Below are 17,925 nucleotides of genomic sequence, written 5' to 3' on the forward strand. Positions count from 1 at the left end.
AAAAATATGATAAAATACCGCCGCAAAATTTTCCTGCTTATTTTTTTAATTCCTTTTTTATTTATATTTTTTTATGAGACAACTTCAGCGGTAGAAGTCCCCTGCGAATACATCCCAAGGGACAGCAGCGGAAAAATCATTTACTTTGAGGGTACTGACGCCAACCACCAACCATGGAGTAGAGAAATGGAGGAAGCAGAATGTTTGGCAAAATGCAGTAGTGAGTCGCCTACCGGCTTAAAATTCGACTGCGCTGGAGGGTGGAGCGGCGGCTTATTCGAAAAACCAACTGGCTGTGATCCTGCTCGCACAACATGCGGCCCGGTTATTAATCCAATTCTAACAGTTAATTGCAAATTTACACCAAGAAGACCAGACGGCTCAACGCTTGATGACGCCTGGGAGAGACTAACTCCTTCAGAGAGTGAATGCCGAAGTCTTTGTGCTGATAGTACAGTGCTCTGCTCAGTCACTTGCGGCACAATTATGGACACTCTCTGCTGCGACGAAACAAAAACAACTTGTGAAGCGACAGCTATTGCAGCGACCACCTCTTCGACCACTTCCCCCTATCAATTTGACTCCATAACTCCAAGTCTAGAAATTCCCCTGCCCACCCTTCCGAGTTTTTCTGAATTCACAGATCTGACTCTTCAGGGAGAGGCACCAAACAGATATCTCTGGATTCCTTGGATTGGCCAATACATTGCTGCAATTTATAAATACGCGATTGGAATAGTAGGAGTTTTAGCTGGGATTATGATTGTAGTTGGAGGTCTTCTCTGGCTAACAGCCGGGGGGTCGGCTGAAAGAGTTTCCACGGCAAAAAGCTTTATTGAAAGTTCTTTGGTTGGCTTGGTTATTGCCCTGACTTCCTACATGTTGCTTTATGTCATAAACCCTAATTTGGTGGGGTTTGAGTCGTTGAAGGTAAAGTATGTTGAAAGAATCCCTACCAACGAAATTGTAAGTAACCTTTTAAGTACAACTGAGACTTTCACGGGAGATCCTGAGTCGAATAGACCTGCCCCGCAATCGTTTCCTGACTGCCCAATTGACCTTAGCGCCCCCCATGTCGAAGGCGAGGGACCGAATAATCCTCGCGCACAAGAATTTAAACAAAAAATAATGACTGTAATAACAGGGGTAACCCCAAGAGAGAAAGTTGTGCAACTTGCCCAAGCAGCTTTAAAATGCGGAGTAACACTCGGAAGCTGTGGAAAATTTAGTGAAAATATTAATGCTCTAGCCGGAATCTCCGGTAGAGGAAGTTCTCTTCATGAAATTACTGGAGATCAAATGAAATTCTTATGTAAACTAAATTGTGGGGATCGTCCTGGCGTAAGTAATATTTGTGTTTCCCCCAGAGAAGCTCCTTGTCTTTCCGAAGCTAGAAGCATTCCGACCGCAGAAAAGAAAAAAACCGTCTACGATAAATTAAAAAATGAAATCTCGGGAAGTAGGGGTTGCGCCACAACATGGCCGGACTGCTGGGCAAACGATTTAGAGATAGGCGATTCATTTGTGATTTTCAACGCTAATTCCGATCCGCCAGGCAATCATACAGCAATTTTCTTAGGGTGGGCTTCTGAGGGAAAGGCATACACGATTAATGGTGCCGCCGGAAGAGTTCCGTGGGAACATGCTTGGTGTATAAAAAGTACCTGTCCTAACCCATATCCTCTCGTAAGGGTTTATAAAGCTCAATAAATCTTACTAAAATAAAAGGATGCCCATAAAATCTCTAATTTACGAGTGTTCCAAATGCGGAGCTCAATCCACTAAGTGGGCTGGGCGGTGTTTGGAATGCGGTGCATGGGGAACCTTGGCGGAAGTAATGAAATCTGAAAACCAGAAAACACGAGAATCGGAAAAAATGCCAATGGGCAGAGTTATCAATTTTAATGAGGTTACGGGAAAAGATTTTGCGCGGATTAAAACCGGCATTAATGAACTGGATCAAGTTTTGGGCGGCGGGATTGTTCCTGGATCGCTCATACTTCTAGGCGGCGAACCGGGAATCGGAAAATCTACGCTTGTGGCGCAAATGGCTGCGGTCGCAAAAAATGGAAACACTCTTTATGTTTCCGGCGAAGAATCTGCCGAACAAATAAAAATGCGTCTGGACCGACTAGCGTTAAAAACTAGTTCACTCCAATTTTTGGGTGAAACAAATATTGATATGATTTGCCGAACTATAGAAAAATTAAAACCTGTCATGGCGATAATTGATTCAATCCAAACAATGGCCACTCCCGATCTTCCTTCCGAGGCTGGCAGTGTAAATCAAGTCCGCGCCTGCACCGTAAAACTTCTTGAAGTCGCCAAAAAAAATAATATTCCGATTTTCATAATTGGCCATGTTACGAAAGAAGGCCAAGTCGCCGGACCAAAAACTTTAGAACACTTGGTTGATACTGTCCTCTATCTTGAAGGCGATCGCTTTCATGCTTACAGGCTACTGCGCACCGTAAAAAATAGATTTGGCGGAACAGACGAAGTGGGAATTTTTGAAATGCAATCGGGCGGTCTCCAGGAAGTTAAAAATCCGTCGGCAATTTTTCTTGAAGAACGTGACGAGGAAATCGCCGGCTCGGCCACGACTTGCGTCATTGAAGGTTCGCGGCCATTGCTCGTTGAAATTCAATCGCTTGTTTCCCGCACGTATTTTGGATATCCGCAACGCCGTTCCGGCGGTTTTGATTTAAACCGGCTGCAGTTACTTCTCGCGGTTTTAGGAAAAAGAGCGGGAATAAATTTGGGGACGCACGACGTTCATTTAAATGTCGCTGGAGGCTACAAAATCCAGGAACCGGCCTGCGATTTAGCCGTCGTGCTCGCTGTGGCATCAGCTTTTAAAAACAAACCTCTTCCGCGCGAAATGCTCGCTTTTGGCGAAGTTGGTTTGGGAGGTGAAGTCCGCGCTGCCGGCCAAATTGAAAAAAGAATAAATGAGGCGGAAAAAATGGGATTTAAAGAAATTCTGGCGCCGAATTTTAAACAGCCGGTTAAAGGACAAATAAAAATTACAAAAATAAAAAATATCGCCGAAGCAATAAGATATCTTCATCTTGAAGGAAAAAACACTGAAGAAAAAAATGAAGAAAATTAAAAAAGATTTTTATAATAGAAAAACATTAAAAGTTGCCCGGGAAATCCTGGGTAAATTTTTAGTTATAAAAATTGACAATAAAATAATCGCCGGAAAAATTGTGGAAACCGAGGGCTATGTCGGACCGAGTGATTTAGCTTCACACGCCTCCCGAGGAAAAACAGCCCGCACCGCACCGATGTTTGGCCCTCCCGGCCATGCTTATATTTATTTGGTTTACGGATTAAATTATTGTTTTAACATCGTCACGGAAAAAGAAAATTACCCGGCCGCGGTTTTAATCCGCGCCATAGAGCCGGCAGAGGGTATTGATTTAATGAAAAAAAACCGCAAGATAAATACTCCTACTTTTAATTTAACTAACGGCCCGGGAAAACTTTGCCAGGCATTTAAAATTGATAAAACATTAAACGCGCTAGATCTTACCAAAAATATTTTATGGATTGAAGACCGCGGCGTAAAATTAAAAAAATCTGAAATTTTTTCTGCGAAAAGAATCGGCGTAGATTACGCCGGAAAATATAAAAATAAACCCTGGAGGTTTTATATCAAGGGCAACCCATTTGTCTCGAAAATATAAACTATTCCAGATGAACTTTTTCTAAAAAATTACCTAATTTATCACGAAGGTCCGGATATTTCACCAAATCCGGATCTTTTTTTATAAAATTTTCCGCCGCCGCCTTAGCTTCTTTTATAATCGCGTAATCCGTGAGTGTCGCGATTTGTAAGTCCGGCATCCCCGATTGCCTAACCCCCCAAACTTCTCCAGGACCGCGAAATTCTAAATCTTTCTCTGCCAGGGCAAACCCATCATTACAAGTCGTCATTACGAGTAATCTTCTAGCTGCTTCTTCACTATCACTATCCGAAAATAAAAAACAATATGACTGGAAATCTGAACGGCCTACTCTCCCCCGAAACTGGTGCAATTGGGCCAGGCCAAATCGCTCGGCCCCCTCAATCATCATAATTGTCGCGTTTGGAACATCAACACCCACTTCCACAACCGACGTGGAAACCAAAATATTTATTTTATTTTCTAAAAATTCTCTCATTGTTTTTTCTTTATCTTCTGATTTCATTTTTCCGTGCAAAAGACCTATTTTCAATTCCGGAAAAATTTCCTGGCTCAACTTTTTATATTCTTCCTTCGCTGATTTAACTCCTAACTTGTCGGATTGATCAATTAACGGACAAATCACAAAAACTTGCCGACTATCTTTTATTTCTTTTCTGATAAAATTGTAAGCCGCGTTTCTTTTTTCCGGAGACACAACTTTAGTCAAAATTTTCTTTCGTCCAACTGGCAATTCCTTTATGACTGAAACATCCAAGTCGCCGTAAAAAACTAAAGACATTGTTCTTGGAATCGGCGTAGCGGTCATGGAAAGGAAGTGCGGACTTTCTTTATCGCCTTTCAGGGCTTGCCGCTGTTTTACGCCAAAACGGTGCTGTTCATCAACAATCGCCAAACCTAACTTATCAATTTTAACATCATCTTGAATCAACGCGTGCGTGCCGATAATAAGATCTGAATTATTAATAATAAATTCCGTATCATTATTTTTTTCTGTCTCACAATTTATTTTCTTTTCACTACGAGTTACCAAACCAATTTTTAAATTACTAAACAATTTACAAAAAGTATTAAAATGCTGTTTCGCTAAAATTTCCGTCGGGGCCATTAAAATTGTCCTGTACCCGTTTAGAAAAACATTCAAAATAGCTATTGCCGCCACCACCGTTTTACCAGAACCAACGTCCCCTTCCAAAAGACGATTCATCGGCTTCCCCGCCCCCATATCCTGTAAAATTTCCCAAGCGGCCTGGCGTTGACCATTAGTTAATTTAAAGGGCAGGCCCGCAGTAAATTTTTTTGTTTTTTCCTCCTGGAAAGAAATCCTCGGCGCTACACTTTTTTGTAAATTATTTTTTAGCAATAAATTTTGCAGCTGGACTAAAAACAATTCGTTGAATTTAAGACGATGGCGGGCAGCCTTTACCAGATCAACACTTTCCGGAAAATGAATCTGCTTCAAAGTCCGATTTAAATCAATCAGCCTAAATTCCTTTCTAATTTCCGCGGGCAGCCAATCACGAATCTTAAGGGCCAATGGCGCGATTAATTTAACTAAAAATCTTAATTGCTTATTGGTTAAATTTTCCGTTGTGCCATAAACCGGAACAATTCTCGCCGTATGAATCGCCTCCCCAACCGCTCCAACTTTTTCGTATGATGGAGAAGTTAAGTGTATTCCAAAACGATCAAAATCAACCTTGCCCGACAAAAATATTTCATCTCCCACTTTCAAAATTTTTGTGAGAAATGGCTGGTTAAACCAAACAACTTTAATTGACCCCGAATTATCAGAAACCAGGGCTTCGGTAATATTTTTTCTTTTATGAAAGCTTCTCGTATTTTTTATTAACTCCACTGTCCCCCGACAAGTCCCCGCTGAACCATAAGTCATCTGGCTGATCGGCAAAATTTTACTCCAATCTTCATACCGGAAAGGAAAATAAAAAAGAAGGTCTTCGGCAGTTCGGAGACCTAAATTTTGTAATTTTTTTGATGTCGCCTTTCCAACCCGTAGCAGATTCTCCACTGGCGTTTCCAGGGTAATCATTTTTATAATCCTTTTTAATTCAGATTAGTTCTATGCGCCCGCGAGGAATCGAACCTCGATCACAAGCTCCGCAAGCTTGTACTCTATCCGTTGAGCTACGGGCGCAAAAAAATAATCTCAACTAAACAAAATGCCTTTATCTATTTAAACAAAAAAGATGATTTTTGTCCATCACATACAAAATCTGGTTTTTAGCGCTACGTTCATTGGATCTTACAAAAATTTCACTGGACCCTACGGACAATTTACTTAGAACCAAATTTTGTACGTGATCCAATCAAAGAACGAGCCGCCAAGGCTCGTCTTTTAGTTTAAATGCAATTAAATTTTTAAAAATCTTTCGTATTCCTCGGATAATGGTTCGCGCTCTTCATCCAAATTTTCCGCCAGATACTTTAAAAGAATTTCTCTTACTCTGACTGGATTTTGGTTGTTGAGAGGAATTGATAATCTCGACCTCAAACCTTTTAAGTTAAAATACAAATTTTTTACTTCCGGCGGTTCGTAAATAATGTAAAAACAAACAAAATCTTTCCAAGTATGAAATTTTTTTCCGACGCCAATCCCCTTTTCAGAAATATTAAAATCGATTTCCATCGGCTCCTCGCGCGCCCGAATAAAAATAATTACCGCTGCTAAAATCAAAATAACCGCAAAAAGAAAATCTAACGTATAAATAGCGTACAACAAAAGCAACGCAAGCACTATCCCCGCCCAAAGATACCAGTGACGACCTCTTTCGTGCTTAGTGTATTCGGGTATTTTCCACCCGGCTAAAATTGCACCATATTCTACATTTTTTGTTTCTTCGGACATATTTTTATCAGCTAATCAAAATAAAACAGAAAACGGAGAGGGAGGGATTCGAAGGCCCCTCGGTGCGCAAGCGCCCATAAAGGACTTGCGGGGCGCGGTTTCTTCCCGATCCCTCAGGTTTTTTGAAATCTGCCTGAAGACAAATTTCAAAAAACGGAGAGGGAGGGATTCGAACCCTCGATACGGACTTTCGACCGTATAACGGTTTAGCAAACCGCTGCCTTCAGCCGCTCGGCCACCTCTCCACTTCAAGGCATGGCGGAGAGGGTGAGATTCGAACTCACGGTCCCCTTGCGAGGACTCCGGTTTTCAAGACCGGTGCAATAGTCCACTCTGCCACCTCTCCATACCAGATGGGATCAATTTATCATCTTTTTCTTAAAATGTCTATCCCTTTGCCAACGCTAAACCCAAGACTTCTCTTGCCCCGACGTTTTTCAAAACCCTCGCGCATGCTTCCATGGTCGCACCGGTTGTAAAGACATCATCTATTAAAATGATTTTTTGATTTAAAATTTTTGATATATCAACCGCTAAAAAAGCTTCTCTCATATTTTCTTTTCTCCCAGCCCCATCCAAACTAACCTGCGACGCGGTCAGCCTAGAACGCGCTATAACATCTTTTTCCACGGAGCAACCAAAATATTCTGAAATTTTTAAAGCAAGCAATTCGGACTGGTTAAATCCTCTTTCCAGTAATCTTTTTTTGTGCAAAGGAATCGGTGTAATAAAATCAGGTTTCCCCACCTGCCCCTCAACTTTTTTCAATTCTCTAAATAAAAGTGCGCCAATCGGCAGAGCTAACTCTTCCACAAATCTATATTTCATCCCATGAATCAAATTTTTTATAACCCCGTTATTGTAAGAATAGAGAGTAATAATTTTATCTAAATTTTCACCACGAGTAAAATGTATGTCTGGCATTATTTTTTCAAAACAACTTTCACAGAGCCACTCTCCTTCTCTCCCGCAACCCAAACACTCGATCGGAAAAATAATATCAAAAATAAACTTTTTGACTCGAGCCAATCCAAAAATCATTTCCCCTCCACGGATTGTTAAAATTATTAACCAACAATTATTGCTGCACCCATTTTGCTTCGTCAACCTTCCATTCGCCGTTCACTTTTTTAAAAATCAATTCCAAATCTTCATAATTTATAGTTGAGCTGTCCGCCATGCTTCCGGACGATTCTCGACGCTGAGTCCCGACCGTAATTTCTGCCATGCCAGACCCTTCGTCAATTGATACTATATTTACGGAAATAGCTTTGGTGGTTATTCCAAAATAAGCTGAGCTATCGCCGGATGATATTTTATTCTGTTGTATAAAATTATCTGTTTCGACCCACATCTTTTCTGTCATTAAAGATTCCAAATCCAGAAGATTTTCAAAATTTCCCTGATTTGAGTAACTGCCGTATCTTTCTGCAAAAGCTGCGGCTAGACGCGAGATGGACGATCTTAATTTTTCTTCTGCGGAAGCCTCCGGGACGGTAGCGCTAACAGTCGTGCTATTGGGCAACGCAATCGGCGGTAAGGCCACAACATTGACATTCGTTTTTGTTGTCGGAGATTGCGGCGCGAAATTTTCTCTTAAAAAAAGCCAATAAAATAAAGCTAAAATAACTAAAATGCCAACAATCACAATTAAAATTTTTTGTTTCCGAGACATAATATTTTTATAATTAACAGTTATCAATTAAGAAACATCCTTATTTGCCTTCTGTGGCCATTTTTTCATCAAATTCTTTTTTTGCGGCTTCAATTTCCAGAAGTTGCCTTGGATCGGAAGTAATCAATTGATCCTCGGAATATGAAGCAACTACTTTAATTGCCGCGTGTTTGGCGCCAGCAAAGAAAATCCCTTCTCCAACTCCACACTCCAGAAGCAGATATTTTTCTCCTTGAGTTAATAAAAAGGTTTTTTGTATCAAATCAATGGAAGCTGGAGATTGTTTCAGGAGTAATTGAAGGGACGAGTTTGTCACAATCGCCTGACCGTACGGCGAAGTCAAAAAGTCGTTGACGTCTTGGGTAATAGTCGTAACTCCTAAATAATATTTGCGGCAACGCTTAACCAAGGCAAAAATAAATTTCGCGCTGTCTTCGTGCTGCATCAGCCACCAGGCCTCATCAACCACAAGAACTCTCTTCTTTCTTTCTGAACGGACGACATTCCAAATAAAATTGACGACGTTGTAAATAGCGATCGGCCGCAATTCATCTTCTAAATCGCGCACGGAAAAAATTACTAAAGGATTTTTAACGTCGATCGTGGTGGGCGAATTTAAGAGACCGGAAAAAGTTCCTTCGGTAAATTTTCTAAGCCGTTCAACCAAGCTTTCCGCGCCAGTCATACCTTCTAAAATATTTTGCAAATCTTTCATTACCGGCGGATCAATTCCCATTTTTAAATCCGTATCGGCCGTAATATCTTTTTTCGCGTAAGTTTCAATTAAAGCCCGATCTAAAATAGAATCTTCTTCCGGAGAAAAAATAAGTCTGCCGCCTTCGCCCGGCCGCGCAAGCATTAACCGCAAAAGACCTTTTAGGGTAATCACCGCGCTTCTGATAATATCTTCCGCGCTCACCTCTTCTCCAACCGGCCGCGGCAAATCAAATGGATTAATTTTTGATTCCGAAGCCAGGGAAATATTGACATAAGCCCCGCCCACCGCGTCGGAAAGATGTTTATATTCCATTTCCGGATCAATGACAAGGACCTCCACGCCCATCATCAAGGAGCGCAGTACTTCTAGTTTGATGGCATAACTTTTACCCGCGCCGGAAGTGGCGAATACCACGGCATTGGCATTTTGCAAAGAAAATCTATCAAACAAAATTAGACTGTTATTGTGACGGTTTATTCCGTAAAGAATTCCATTATCAGAAGTCAGCTCCGCCGACATAAAGGGGAAAGACGAAGCAATCGGCGACGAATTCATGTTAAAGGTAATCATTAATTCGTCATTGCCGAGTGGCAGAGTTGAATTAAATCCTTGTTCCGCCTGATAAAAAACTCGTTTGGTGTAAATTAATTTTGAACCGAAGATTGATTCAATTTCTTCGGAAACTTTGTCCAATTCTTCTTTGCTCCCGGCATAAATTGTGACGTAAAGAGCAAATTGGAAAAAATGTTCAATTCCCTGTGTTAAATCGTCGCGTAATTGTTCAATGTCCCGAAGCGCCGTTTCGCGTAATGGATCGCGCGGCGCGCCTTTTTCGGCGTCGGATAAAATTTGCGCTTCAAGCGCTCCGGCTTTCTTCTTTAATTGTTTCAAAATTATTTCTGCCTTAACCGGGTAAAAAAACATTCCCACGTCAACGGTCGTATTTAAATTAATAATCGGCGTAAACCAACCAACGCTGATATAACGAGGATAAGTAATAACAAATATAGTCCTGACGAATTTATCGCCAAGTAAAATGTGCGACGACTCCACTTTCATTGATGCCGGAGCGATCAAATCCTGGACAGATACAACGCCCTTACGGTAAATTCTTTCTTCTTCCAGGACGATTTTTTCTTCTTCTAAGCGACGCTTCTGCTCTTCTGGAGAAACGGGCGGCGGCGCGGCAGTTTTTTTCCGCTGAATTGCTGCGGCTGGTTTAAAAGCCATGATCAATTAGATAGTTATTAATTTATTATTCCACTTGGATTTTATCCACATCCGCTAATTTTTCCGTCTCGGCAAGCTCTGGATTATAAATATTATAATAAAGTTCAATCAAGCTCTGCGTGTCCAATATAACGGAAGTGAGGCCCATCCCTGAAAGCAACATCTGGACATGTTCAACGCGGGCAAAAAGATCTCTCCGACGACGTTTAAAGGTTTCCGAACCAAGGCGCAAAACCGCACCCGGTCGCAAAACCTCACTAAACCTTGACCAGAATCCTTTTCTTTTATCTGATAGCGGATCGTATGGAACGGTAACATAAAAACGTTTACTCATAATATCACCCATTTCCACTAACTCTCTAACATATTCACGATAATCGGCAATTTGAATTTTGAGTAATTCATTTGTCTGTTCTTTTTCCGCTTGCTTTAATTTTTCTAAATATCCGTCAATATTTAACTTTCTTGATTGAATAACAATCTGCAAGGGAAATTCCAGGGCGTTTAAAAAAGAAACATACGCCGCAATAATGGCGTTCTGTTCATCTTCCGACTTTAAGGCAAAATTGATACTTGAAACTAAAAGCACGGCGCGCAGGGTTCCGTCTTTCAAAATAACGCTGTCTTCTCTGATTTCAGCGATGTCGAGACGCGCGCGGCTTGCTACCCCCGCTTTCGCCCCGGCAAGTTTTTTCGACTGCATAAAATAATTTATTCGCCTTTATATACTCCGCCCGTATTTACAATTAATGATAATTCCGCCAATTTTGTAGCCACCATGCGTTCTTTAACCGGCCTCGGTGGGATTATTTTAACTTCTTCTTTTTTTAAAAATTGCCTCAGTTCGTCTGCAGTTGATTCTTTATTCCAAACTCTTAATTTGGGTCGGCGCGTAGTTTGGATAAGATTTAGAAGAAAAAAATGAAATGGCTGGCCATTAACTTTAATGAAAGCCAATACTATGCCTAACCCAAAAACAGGAATACCGAAAGCTAAAAAATAAAAAAAAGTAAGAAGTTTATAGGCAATAAATAAAATAATCGTTACGGCTAAAAGAATGATAAACTGACGGGAAGTAATTGGCCCGATTATTTTATCTTCCACGTCAATAAATTGAGGGATGACAAACTGCTGCATACATTACCTTGCCACATTGTTAACAATTTAATCATTTAGCAATTTAACAATGTGTTTACTATTAACTTTATTATATCATTTTTCTTTAATACCTCAAAGCGCGGTTTAGCTCCATTATCGCCTTATATTCTTCAACAGTAAGTATCAGTTGACCCGCTGCCTGACGACTGGAAATGATCTTATCCACAGGCAATCCTTTTTGCAGACTTTCACGGCCAATTTCAAGATAAATTTTATTAACTTCCGATTCTTGCCAGGCCTTAATGCCAGCTATTCTTTTAGCAAACGTTTCTCTTTCCAGAAGCTCTATTTTCTCCTTAACTTTCGCCGCGGCTAAAACAGGGTCGGGAGAAAGCCGTCTCCAATCAACTAAAGTCATCTCTCGAAGTTCTTCGACGGGGCCAACAAGTTTCGGCACGTATTTTACGTCATCAAGCCGCGGCCGATTATCTCTTGGAGGGATTGGCCTTCGCATCTGCTGTTGCGGAGAAACGGGTTTAAAAATCTGAAGCGGTTTTGGTTTTTCTTCTTCTGGCAAATCAAACGGTGTTTTTGATGGACGAGGAGATATACCCAACGATTCTTTTTGAGTAGAAGGCGGCGCGGGGAGGTTTTCCGCAATAGACGGCGGAGGAGCTTTGGATATTTTAGGAAGCTCTCCGACCGCTTTTACCTGCACGCCAATGGGCGGCGCGACTAACTCTTCTGGCACTTCCATGGACGGCGGCGATGCCTTTCTTGTAATTTCCCGCCAGCGGACATCCATTTTATTTTTTATTTCATTAATTGTTTTTTCTTTAACCTCTCCTAATTTTATTTTCTCTTCATCTGTGGCTATTTTTATTTTCTGAAGCTCTGTTTCTTTTATCTTATCTCCCAATTGCTGAAATCTCTTGCGCGCCAAAACGAGAATTTTTTCCACTTCCCCTGACGTCAACGGAATTCCTGCCGGACCAGCCGCTCCACTCAAAGTTTCTTTAGTTTCAAAACCGTCGCGAATATCTTTAAAATGAGTCAATAAAATTCTTTCCAATTTTTGACGCGCTTCCTCGGATAACGACACTCCGCTCGCCGCAATAATTTCTTTAATAATTTTATTTGTTTCAGCTGGTTTGGTGCCAAGAGAAATTTTTGGCAATCTATCTTTCGCCGCTAAAATTTCCGCCTCATCGGTTGGGGAAAAAACAAATTCCGCCACTCCGGGCGGCAAAGCCGACATTGGCTTCTTGGCTGGCTCCGGGACCCTTTCTTTGATCATGCCCCTTGCCGGCAATGGCTCTCTCCCGGCGGGAATGCGTTTTTTCTCCGCTTCGACCGACGTTGATTCTCGCGGTTTTACAGTTCCAATTAATTTAATAACCAAGTCTGCCTGCTCTGGTAAAATTCCGAGTCCTCCTTGATCAACTTGCTTCGCTAACGCGCTTTTAGTTTCAAATTTATCTCGAATGTCTCTCGAGTACGCTTCAACAATTTCCGTAAATCTTTCTTTTAAATCTTCTGCCAAAACAAGGCCACTCTTCCCTAAAACTTCCTCTGCCAATTTTGATACTGGCACCGCGGCTCGAGCTTTTGGCTTTTCCGCCAAATCATAAAGTTTGCCGCCTCGTAAAATTTTAAACTTGCCGGTTGGGTCTTTAATGATAATTTCATCTCCAAAATCGGCCATGCCAAAATATTTAATTTTTATTAACTCCAATCAAATTCTTTTTTCTCCAAATCGAAGTAAACTATTCCTTGATATTTTTCTCCCGCTCCTTTTTTAGCCAAAGCATTAAAAATTTGCATGCCGAGGCGGCCTGAATCGTCATTTGTCATTCCCGCGACATCCTTTAGGAGATATTGCAAAAGAACGCTCACGTATTGCGCCGCCCGCGGATTTGTTTTAAAACCACTCAACTCCGAGGACCGACCCATTTTTTTAAGATAGGAGGTCACCATCTCGCCAAACCTTTTATCATCCAATAATTTTTCCAACTTTCCTTCTTCAGCTAAAACTTTTAAAATCGCTGCGAGCTGGATTCGATTCGCCGCCCGCCCAGGACCGGGAATAGCGTGAAGTAGGGCGTCAACCATTTTTTTAAAATCTCCGCCCGTGGCTTTCTGAATTTTTTTCATTTCCGCTGCAATTTTTTTCTCTTCTGTTTCATTTCCCCTATATTTAGCTTGAACCTCATCTTTAATATCAGTCGTAGTTTCAATGCTCTGGAGCTCAACGACTTTATCTCTTATTTCTTTTCCAATTCTCTCGGTTATCCCCTCTTCATAAGCGTCAAGCGCGCCGTCCACTTCAAAAATCATTACTTCCTCCATTCCCCCGAACTCGATGGATGATTCTTTTGTTTTTTCGTAAAATTTTAAAAGATAATCAACCTTGCGCCGGTCTTCTTCACTCAATTTTTTTGTGTTCGCGCTATTGATTAAATATTGCGATAATTGCACAATTTCCACTTTTCCCGAACCCAAAGTCTGGCGAGCGTCCGCTAACCAAGCTTTTATTGTTCCCTTAACTTCCGCGCCACCCAAAACAACCCCGCTACCAGTCAAAGATTCTTCATTGGCGGAAAACGCCGCGCCAATTTTCTTTTTAAAATTATCTCTATCTTCAAATTTTGCTATAGCTATTAATTTCGTTTTTATTTTTCTCCAAAGATCATAATCAGGAATTTCAAAAATTAAAGTAAAATTTTCTTGCAAAAGATTAATTATTTCCTCCGCATCAAGCGTTGGAAGGGCGATAAACTTTGCTTTTATAAATACTTCTTGATAAGTCAATTCATCCTCCGGCTGCTCTATTGCGCTCGATGATAAATTTTTTTCCAAAAAATCAACCAAAGCCCGCGCTTCACGAACCAAATCAAAAGTGATAGCCCGCTCCGCGCGCCATTTTATTGCTTCAAGAATTTTTGGACTATTGAAATCAATCATAAAAAAAATTATTTTTGCACTTCCTGCCAAACTTCATCCGCTCCTTCCGGTTTATTTTTTATTTCATCAAGATATTTTTTGAGAGCCGCGACAAATGATTCAGACAAACCCAAGCTCACTAATTCTTTCTCAGATTTTGCTAAAACCGCCGCGGCAGCAGGATTAAAATTATTTTGCGCTAATTGTTTTTCAAAAACTTTGGCGTGAAGCGTGAGAATTAATTTTCCCTCCAAGCCAAGCTTAAAATCGCCCGCGGCCAAATTTCCTTTTTCGCGCGGCGTAAAATATCCGTAAGCAGCCGGGCCAAAATGCCGCGCCGCGACTTCCGGTCTAATTTTTTGAACTACCCAAAGCACGGCGGCCAAATGATCTTTCTCTTCAAGCTCATGCCAAATTCTCGCTTTTCTCCCGACAGAAAAAGCTAATGCCCAATTATTTTGATTCGCGGCAAGCGAAGAAATTTCCTGCTCTAAAGCATAAACTTTTTGCTGAAATAATAAATTATCATAAGCTTTTTCACCCGAAATCGGTCGGTCGCCAATAATCATTTCATTAAAAAATTGATGCATGCCCGAAACACTCGACGGATAACCGTAGAAATTTAAAATTCCTCCCATATCTCCTGTCACAGCGATTTTTTTCAATACCGCGCCGACTCCGGCCAAATCGTTTTTTGCCAAAAATGATTTTAAATTTTCCAAAAGTTCTTCTGTCTTTGTTCCAGAAATTGTTTTATCTGCTCTCGCTTCGTTTTCTCTTCTTGCTACATCTTCTTCAATTAAAATCGGGGCGATGGCCGCCATTGTTTCCTCCCATTCTTTTTCCGCTGTTTCTTTTTGTTTTTTAGCTTCGTCTTTCCGACGCGCCAGCTCCGCCTTTCTTTCCTCCTCATTCATTTTCAAAATTTTCAGTTGCTCCTCGGCCAAAGCCGCTTCTTCTTCTGTTTTTTTCAGTTCTGCGGTAACTTCTGCTTCTGACATTTTTTCAAATATCTTTGCTTCTTCCAAAACTTTTGTAAAAAAATCTCTCTCCTTTCCCGGAGGTAGAGATTTAATTTGGTCTTCCATTTCTTTAATTGTGTTTATACCAGCCATATTTTTTACGAAGTTTGGACCTTGGCGGCTTTAGCTGCCTTAATCCTCTCAAACTCAGCAATTGCCGCCTCTGGACCCTGCTTTTTCCAGACCTCTCCCAGTTTATCGTAGTTATTAAAATCCTTCTCCTTTATTAGCTCTGCCATTTTTTGAGATAAACTTTTTTCTAAAGTAGATTCGGCACTCTTGACTGCTTGTTCTAACTGCTGTTTATATGATTTTCCAAAAAATTCCTGCGCCCCCTTAACCTTTTCTGCACCAGCCGCTTGCTCAATAGACTTTAATTCTACATCAATGTTTTGAATAACCTGTTGATCTTGTTTAATATCAACATCAATCTCTTTTTGTCTTGTTTCTAAATCAAACTTTTTATCTCGTTCAGCCGGCGTTAAAAATCCACCAGGAGCAGACGCTTTTTCTATTAATTTATTCAACTCAAGCTGGTTATTTTTCTTCTCATTAGACAATCGAGAAATGCTCTTTTCTGCGTCGTCCCTATCCGATCTTGCCGCGTCGCGCGCCGCATCCGGATTTTCCAACCTCAACTTAACTTTTTCCAAATTACTTGCGTCGATTTTCAACTTATCTTCCAATTTTCCTTTTTCCAAAATCCACTGGCCTTCCAATTTTTGAGCGGCGCTAACTCCGCCCTTTTCCTTGAAAAATTTTTCTAAACCCTTCCTCTCCTTATCAACATCAATATCTGATAAATTTTGATTATATAATTCTTGATATCTTTGCTGCCTCTCTTCTGGCGTCATCGGCGTCTTTTTTTCTTCCTCGGCAACTTGCATTTCTGCGCGCTCATTCGCTAAATCTTTCCTCAATGCAGCATCGCTCATACCCTGCCTTTCACGAGATTTGGCAATACCTTGAATTCCTCTCTCTAATCCAAACACATCTGCCTCTCCCCGCCTGACTTTAAGTTCCAATCCATCCCTTTCCGCAATCTGCCCGGCCGCCTGCCTCTCGCCAATCGCTGCTTCAGTTCTCTGTTTTAATCTTTCCGCCTGCAACGGATCAACCGACCGCATTTCCGAAGCCGCCGCGCCGGCCAAACTATCCGCCGCGCGCCGCACTTTTCCCTGCGCTTCTTTGCCGCCCAAAGTCGCTTTAGCCATTTCCCATCTGCTCATTTTGGAAGCGGCTCGCGGATCAATAACCGAAGCCAAAAACGCCCGGCCGCCGGCCATACGCTCGGCAGTTTTTGCCATACCTTCTGCTTCGCGCATCGCGGAAATATTTTTTCTTCTCTTTGCCCTTGCCTCTTTTCTCCGCTCGGAAAAAGGCAACGCCACGCCGGTTTTGGCATATGTAAGTTCTGAAACCTGACCCGCGCCAAATTTTGCCGCGCCTTTTGTCCCACGCCAGGCCAAACCAACTCCGCCTTTTGCCCCTCTCCAGGCTGTTCTAAACGGGGCAGTCCCCGCTCTTCTTAATCCCGACAAAGCCGCGCCAGCCGCGCCAGAGCCAATAATCCCTAACTTTTGTGTAAACATTAAACCAACTAAAAGCATCGTCACTCCAACCACAAGCGATGATAAATTATTATATTTTCCAATGTCACCCAAACCATTGGCCGCGTCCAGCGCCGTGGAATCAACTCCTATTTCTGTATTAGCCGTTCCCCCGCCGGCCACAATCAAGGCCAACCAAATAAAAAAAGCTAAAATCGGCCCAGAAATTACATATTTAGAAAATTCATCCCACCATTGTTTGGCATATTGCTGGCCTTGCGGAAAAGAAGCCAAAAGATATGCCAAAGGCGAGAGCACTATTAGGGTCCAAAGAATAACAATTCTCGCCACAAGCACAACCATCAAAACTCCTACGGTTATAGTCGCGATTAGAACGACAATCAAGGCTAAAAAAGCTGTACCCACCAAATCCCACTGCTGGTCAGCCGCACCCGCCTCATTAGCAAGGGTCTCAAAACTAAACATCTGATTAATGCCGAGTGCCTGAAAAAAATTCGCCCCGGCCGCGGCCTGAAAAGCATTCACAAAAGTCAGCATGATGACTTGCGCGAAATCGATGATAATGCCGCAAATTGTTTTGCTGAAGTTAATTAAAACTGCCATCAACAAAAGTTTTGGCAGTAATTTTTTGTATGAATATGCTTCAACCCGCAAAATTGTGGCAATGGAAATTACAAGTAAAATCAAAATGAAAAACATATTGGCCAGGTCGCGAACAATTACCCAGCCGGTGACGACCGCCGTGGCATCCAAAAAATTATTATACGCCGCCACTTGAACCAACATTCCCACTACCCAAGTAAAAAGTTTACCCAAAAGTTTAGCTAATCCGCCAAGCAGATTGATCATTATTATATCAAAACTGGCAATGGCGTTTTGAATGCCCTCTGAAACTTCTGAAATACCCCAAATTGCAAGTGCTCCCGCTCCAACCCAGCCAAGCGCTCTGGCAGCCCCTGCTTCTGCCGGTTTAGAAAAACTGAAAAGGCCAAAAAGCAAGATCCCTGCGAATCCGACCAATACTAAAATTGTCACCAAGACTCTTCTTTTTGGGCTAAAAAATTCAAACATAATTAGTCTGTTGTTCTTTTACTTCTTCTTTGTAATATT

The 17,925-nt window shown here is 41.6% G+C and carries 14 protein-coding genes and 3 tRNA genes; 3 read left to right on the plus strand and 14 right to left on the minus strand.

Going from position 1 to position 17,925, the window contains the following annotated elements; translation table 11 throughout:
- Positions 1-6: 6 nt before the first annotated feature.
- From WC445_02580 to WC445_02590, 3 genes are read left to right on the plus strand one after another with little or no spacing between them, the layout of a single operon-like run.
- Positions 7-1,710 (plus strand): pilin, encoded by a 1,704-nt coding sequence (locus tag WC445_02580; GenBank protein MFA5128836.1) that lies wholly within the window; start codon positions 7-9, stop codon positions 1,708-1,710.
- 19 nt (positions 1,711-1,729) lie between these two features.
- Positions 1,730-3,112 (plus strand): DNA repair protein RadA, encoded by a 1,383-nt coding sequence (gene radA, locus WC445_02585; protein ID MFA5128837.1) that lies wholly within the window; start codon positions 1,730-1,732, stop codon positions 3,110-3,112.
- Positions 3,099-3,692 carry a DNA-3-methyladenine glycosylase gene (locus WC445_02590; protein MFA5128838.1) on the plus strand — a complete coding sequence of 198 codons (594 nt, stop codon included), beginning with the start codon at positions 3,099-3,101 and terminating at the stop codon, positions 3,690-3,692. The genes radA and WC445_02590 overlap by 14 nt, the downstream gene beginning before the upstream one ends.
- Before the next feature lies 1 nt (position 3,693).
- On the opposite strand, the gene recG is transcribed toward WC445_02590, so the two are convergent.
- The 14 genes from recG to WC445_02660 form a co-directional block, all read right to left on the minus strand.
- Positions 3,694-5,742, minus strand: coding sequence for an ATP-dependent DNA helicase RecG (recG, locus tag WC445_02595; protein MFA5128839.1), 2,049 nt, complete (start codon positions 5,740-5,742; stop codon positions 3,694-3,696).
- A gap of 33 nt (positions 5,743-5,775) precedes the next feature.
- A tRNA-Arg gene (locus tag WC445_02600) sits at positions 5,776-5,847 on the minus strand.
- Between the two features lie 216 nt (positions 5,848-6,063).
- Positions 6,064-6,558 (minus strand): hypothetical protein, encoded by a 495-nt coding sequence (locus WC445_02605; protein ID MFA5128840.1) that lies wholly within the window; start codon positions 6,556-6,558, stop codon positions 6,064-6,066.
- Positions 6,559-6,712: 154 nt separating this feature from the next.
- Positions 6,713-6,803 (minus strand) — tRNA-Ser (locus WC445_02610).
- Positions 6,804-6,814: 11 nt separating this feature from the next.
- Positions 6,815-6,904 (minus strand) — tRNA-Ser (locus WC445_02615).
- 41 nt (positions 6,905-6,945) lie between these two features.
- The gene (locus WC445_02620) at positions 6,946-7,599 is read right to left on the minus strand and encodes a ComF family protein (protein ID MFA5128841.1); all 654 of its coding nucleotides are present in this window, start codon (positions 7,597-7,599) and stop codon (positions 6,946-6,948) included.
- Positions 7,600-7,636: 37 nt separating this feature from the next.
- Positions 7,637-8,233, minus strand: coding sequence for a hypothetical protein (locus WC445_02625; GenBank protein ID MFA5128842.1), 597 nt, complete (start codon positions 8,231-8,233; stop codon positions 7,637-7,639).
- A gap of 40 nt (positions 8,234-8,273) precedes the next feature.
- Positions 8,274-10,181 (minus strand): DUF87 domain-containing protein, encoded by a 1,908-nt coding sequence (locus WC445_02630; GenBank protein MFA5128843.1) that lies wholly within the window; start codon positions 10,179-10,181, stop codon positions 8,274-8,276.
- A 25-nt stretch (positions 10,182-10,206) separates the two neighbouring features.
- The gene (locus WC445_02635) at positions 10,207-10,884 is read right to left on the minus strand and encodes a hypothetical protein (protein ID MFA5128844.1); all 678 of its coding nucleotides are present in this window, start codon (positions 10,882-10,884) and stop codon (positions 10,207-10,209) included.
- A gap of 8 nt (positions 10,885-10,892) precedes the next feature.
- Positions 10,893-11,318, minus strand: a complete 426-nt coding sequence (locus tag WC445_02640; GenBank protein MFA5128845.1) for a PrgI family protein — start codon at positions 11,316-11,318, stop codon at positions 10,893-10,895.
- An 85-nt stretch (positions 11,319-11,403) separates the two neighbouring features.
- On the minus strand, positions 11,404-12,984 hold the full coding sequence (locus tag WC445_02645; protein MFA5128846.1) for a hypothetical protein: 1,581 nt from the start codon (positions 12,982-12,984) through the stop codon (positions 11,404-11,406).
- A gap of 20 nt (positions 12,985-13,004) precedes the next feature.
- Positions 13,005-14,243: a hypothetical protein gene (locus WC445_02650; GenBank protein ID MFA5128847.1), complete on the minus strand. Its 1,239-nt coding sequence runs from the start codon at positions 14,241-14,243 to the stop codon at positions 13,005-13,007.
- Between the two features lie 8 nt (positions 14,244-14,251).
- Entirely contained in the window at positions 14,252-15,337 is a 1,086-nt protein-coding gene (locus tag WC445_02655; GenBank protein ID MFA5128848.1) for a hypothetical protein, read from the minus strand.
- Between the two features lie 5 nt (positions 15,338-15,342).
- Positions 15,343-17,886 (minus strand): hypothetical protein, encoded by a 2,544-nt coding sequence (locus tag WC445_02660; protein MFA5128849.1) that lies wholly within the window; start codon positions 17,884-17,886, stop codon positions 15,343-15,345.
- Between the last annotated feature and the right edge of the window lie 39 nt (positions 17,887-17,925).

This window comes from Patescibacteria group bacterium (assembly GCA_041650995.1).
Taxonomy (GTDB): Bacteria; Patescibacteriota; Patescibacteriia; order XYB2-FULL-38-15; family XYB2-FULL-38-15; genus JAHIRI01.

Coding starts and splice junctions, on each gene's coding strand:
- WC445_02580 (MFA5128836.1), top strand. CDS start 7: ATGATAAAATACCGCCGCAAAATTTTCCTGCTTATTTTTTTAATTCCT.
- radA (MFA5128837.1), top strand. CDS start 1,730: ATGCCCATAAAATCTCTAATTTACGAGTGTTCCAAATGCGGAGCTCAA.
- WC445_02590 (MFA5128838.1), top strand. CDS start 3,099: ATGAAGAAAATTAAAAAAGATTTTTATAATAGAAAAACATTAAAAGTT.
- recG (MFA5128839.1), bottom strand. CDS start 5,742: ATGATTACCCTGGAAACGCCAGTGGAGAATCTGCTACGGGTTGGAAAG.
- WC445_02605 (MFA5128840.1), bottom strand. CDS start 6,558: ATGTCCGAAGAAACAAAAAATGTAGAATATGGTGCAATTTTAGCCGGG.
- WC445_02620 (MFA5128841.1), bottom strand. CDS start 7,599: ATGATTTTTGGATTGGCTCGAGTCAAAAAGTTTATTTTTGATATTATT.
- WC445_02625 (MFA5128842.1), bottom strand. CDS start 8,233: ATGTCTCGGAAACAAAAAATTTTAATTGTGATTGTTGGCATTTTAGTT.
- WC445_02630 (MFA5128843.1), bottom strand. CDS start 10,181: ATGGCTTTTAAACCAGCCGCAGCAATTCAGCGGAAAAAAACTGCCGCG.
- WC445_02635 (MFA5128844.1), bottom strand. CDS start 10,884: ATGCAGTCGAAAAAACTTGCCGGGGCGAAAGCGGGGGTAGCAAGCCGC.
- WC445_02640 (MFA5128845.1), bottom strand. CDS start 11,318: ATGCAGCAGTTTGTCATCCCTCAATTTATTGACGTGGAAGATAAAATA.
- WC445_02645 (MFA5128846.1), bottom strand. CDS start 12,984: ATGGCCGATTTTGGAGATGAAATTATCATTAAAGACCCAACCGGCAAG.
- WC445_02650 (MFA5128847.1), bottom strand. CDS start 14,243: ATGATTGATTTCAATAGTCCAAAAATTCTTGAAGCAATAAAATGGCGC.
- WC445_02655 (MFA5128848.1), bottom strand. CDS start 15,337: ATGGCTGGTATAAACACAATTAAAGAAATGGAAGACCAAATTAAATCT.
- WC445_02660 (MFA5128849.1), bottom strand. CDS start 17,886: ATGTTTGAATTTTTTAGCCCAAAAAGAAGAGTCTTGGTGACAATTTTA.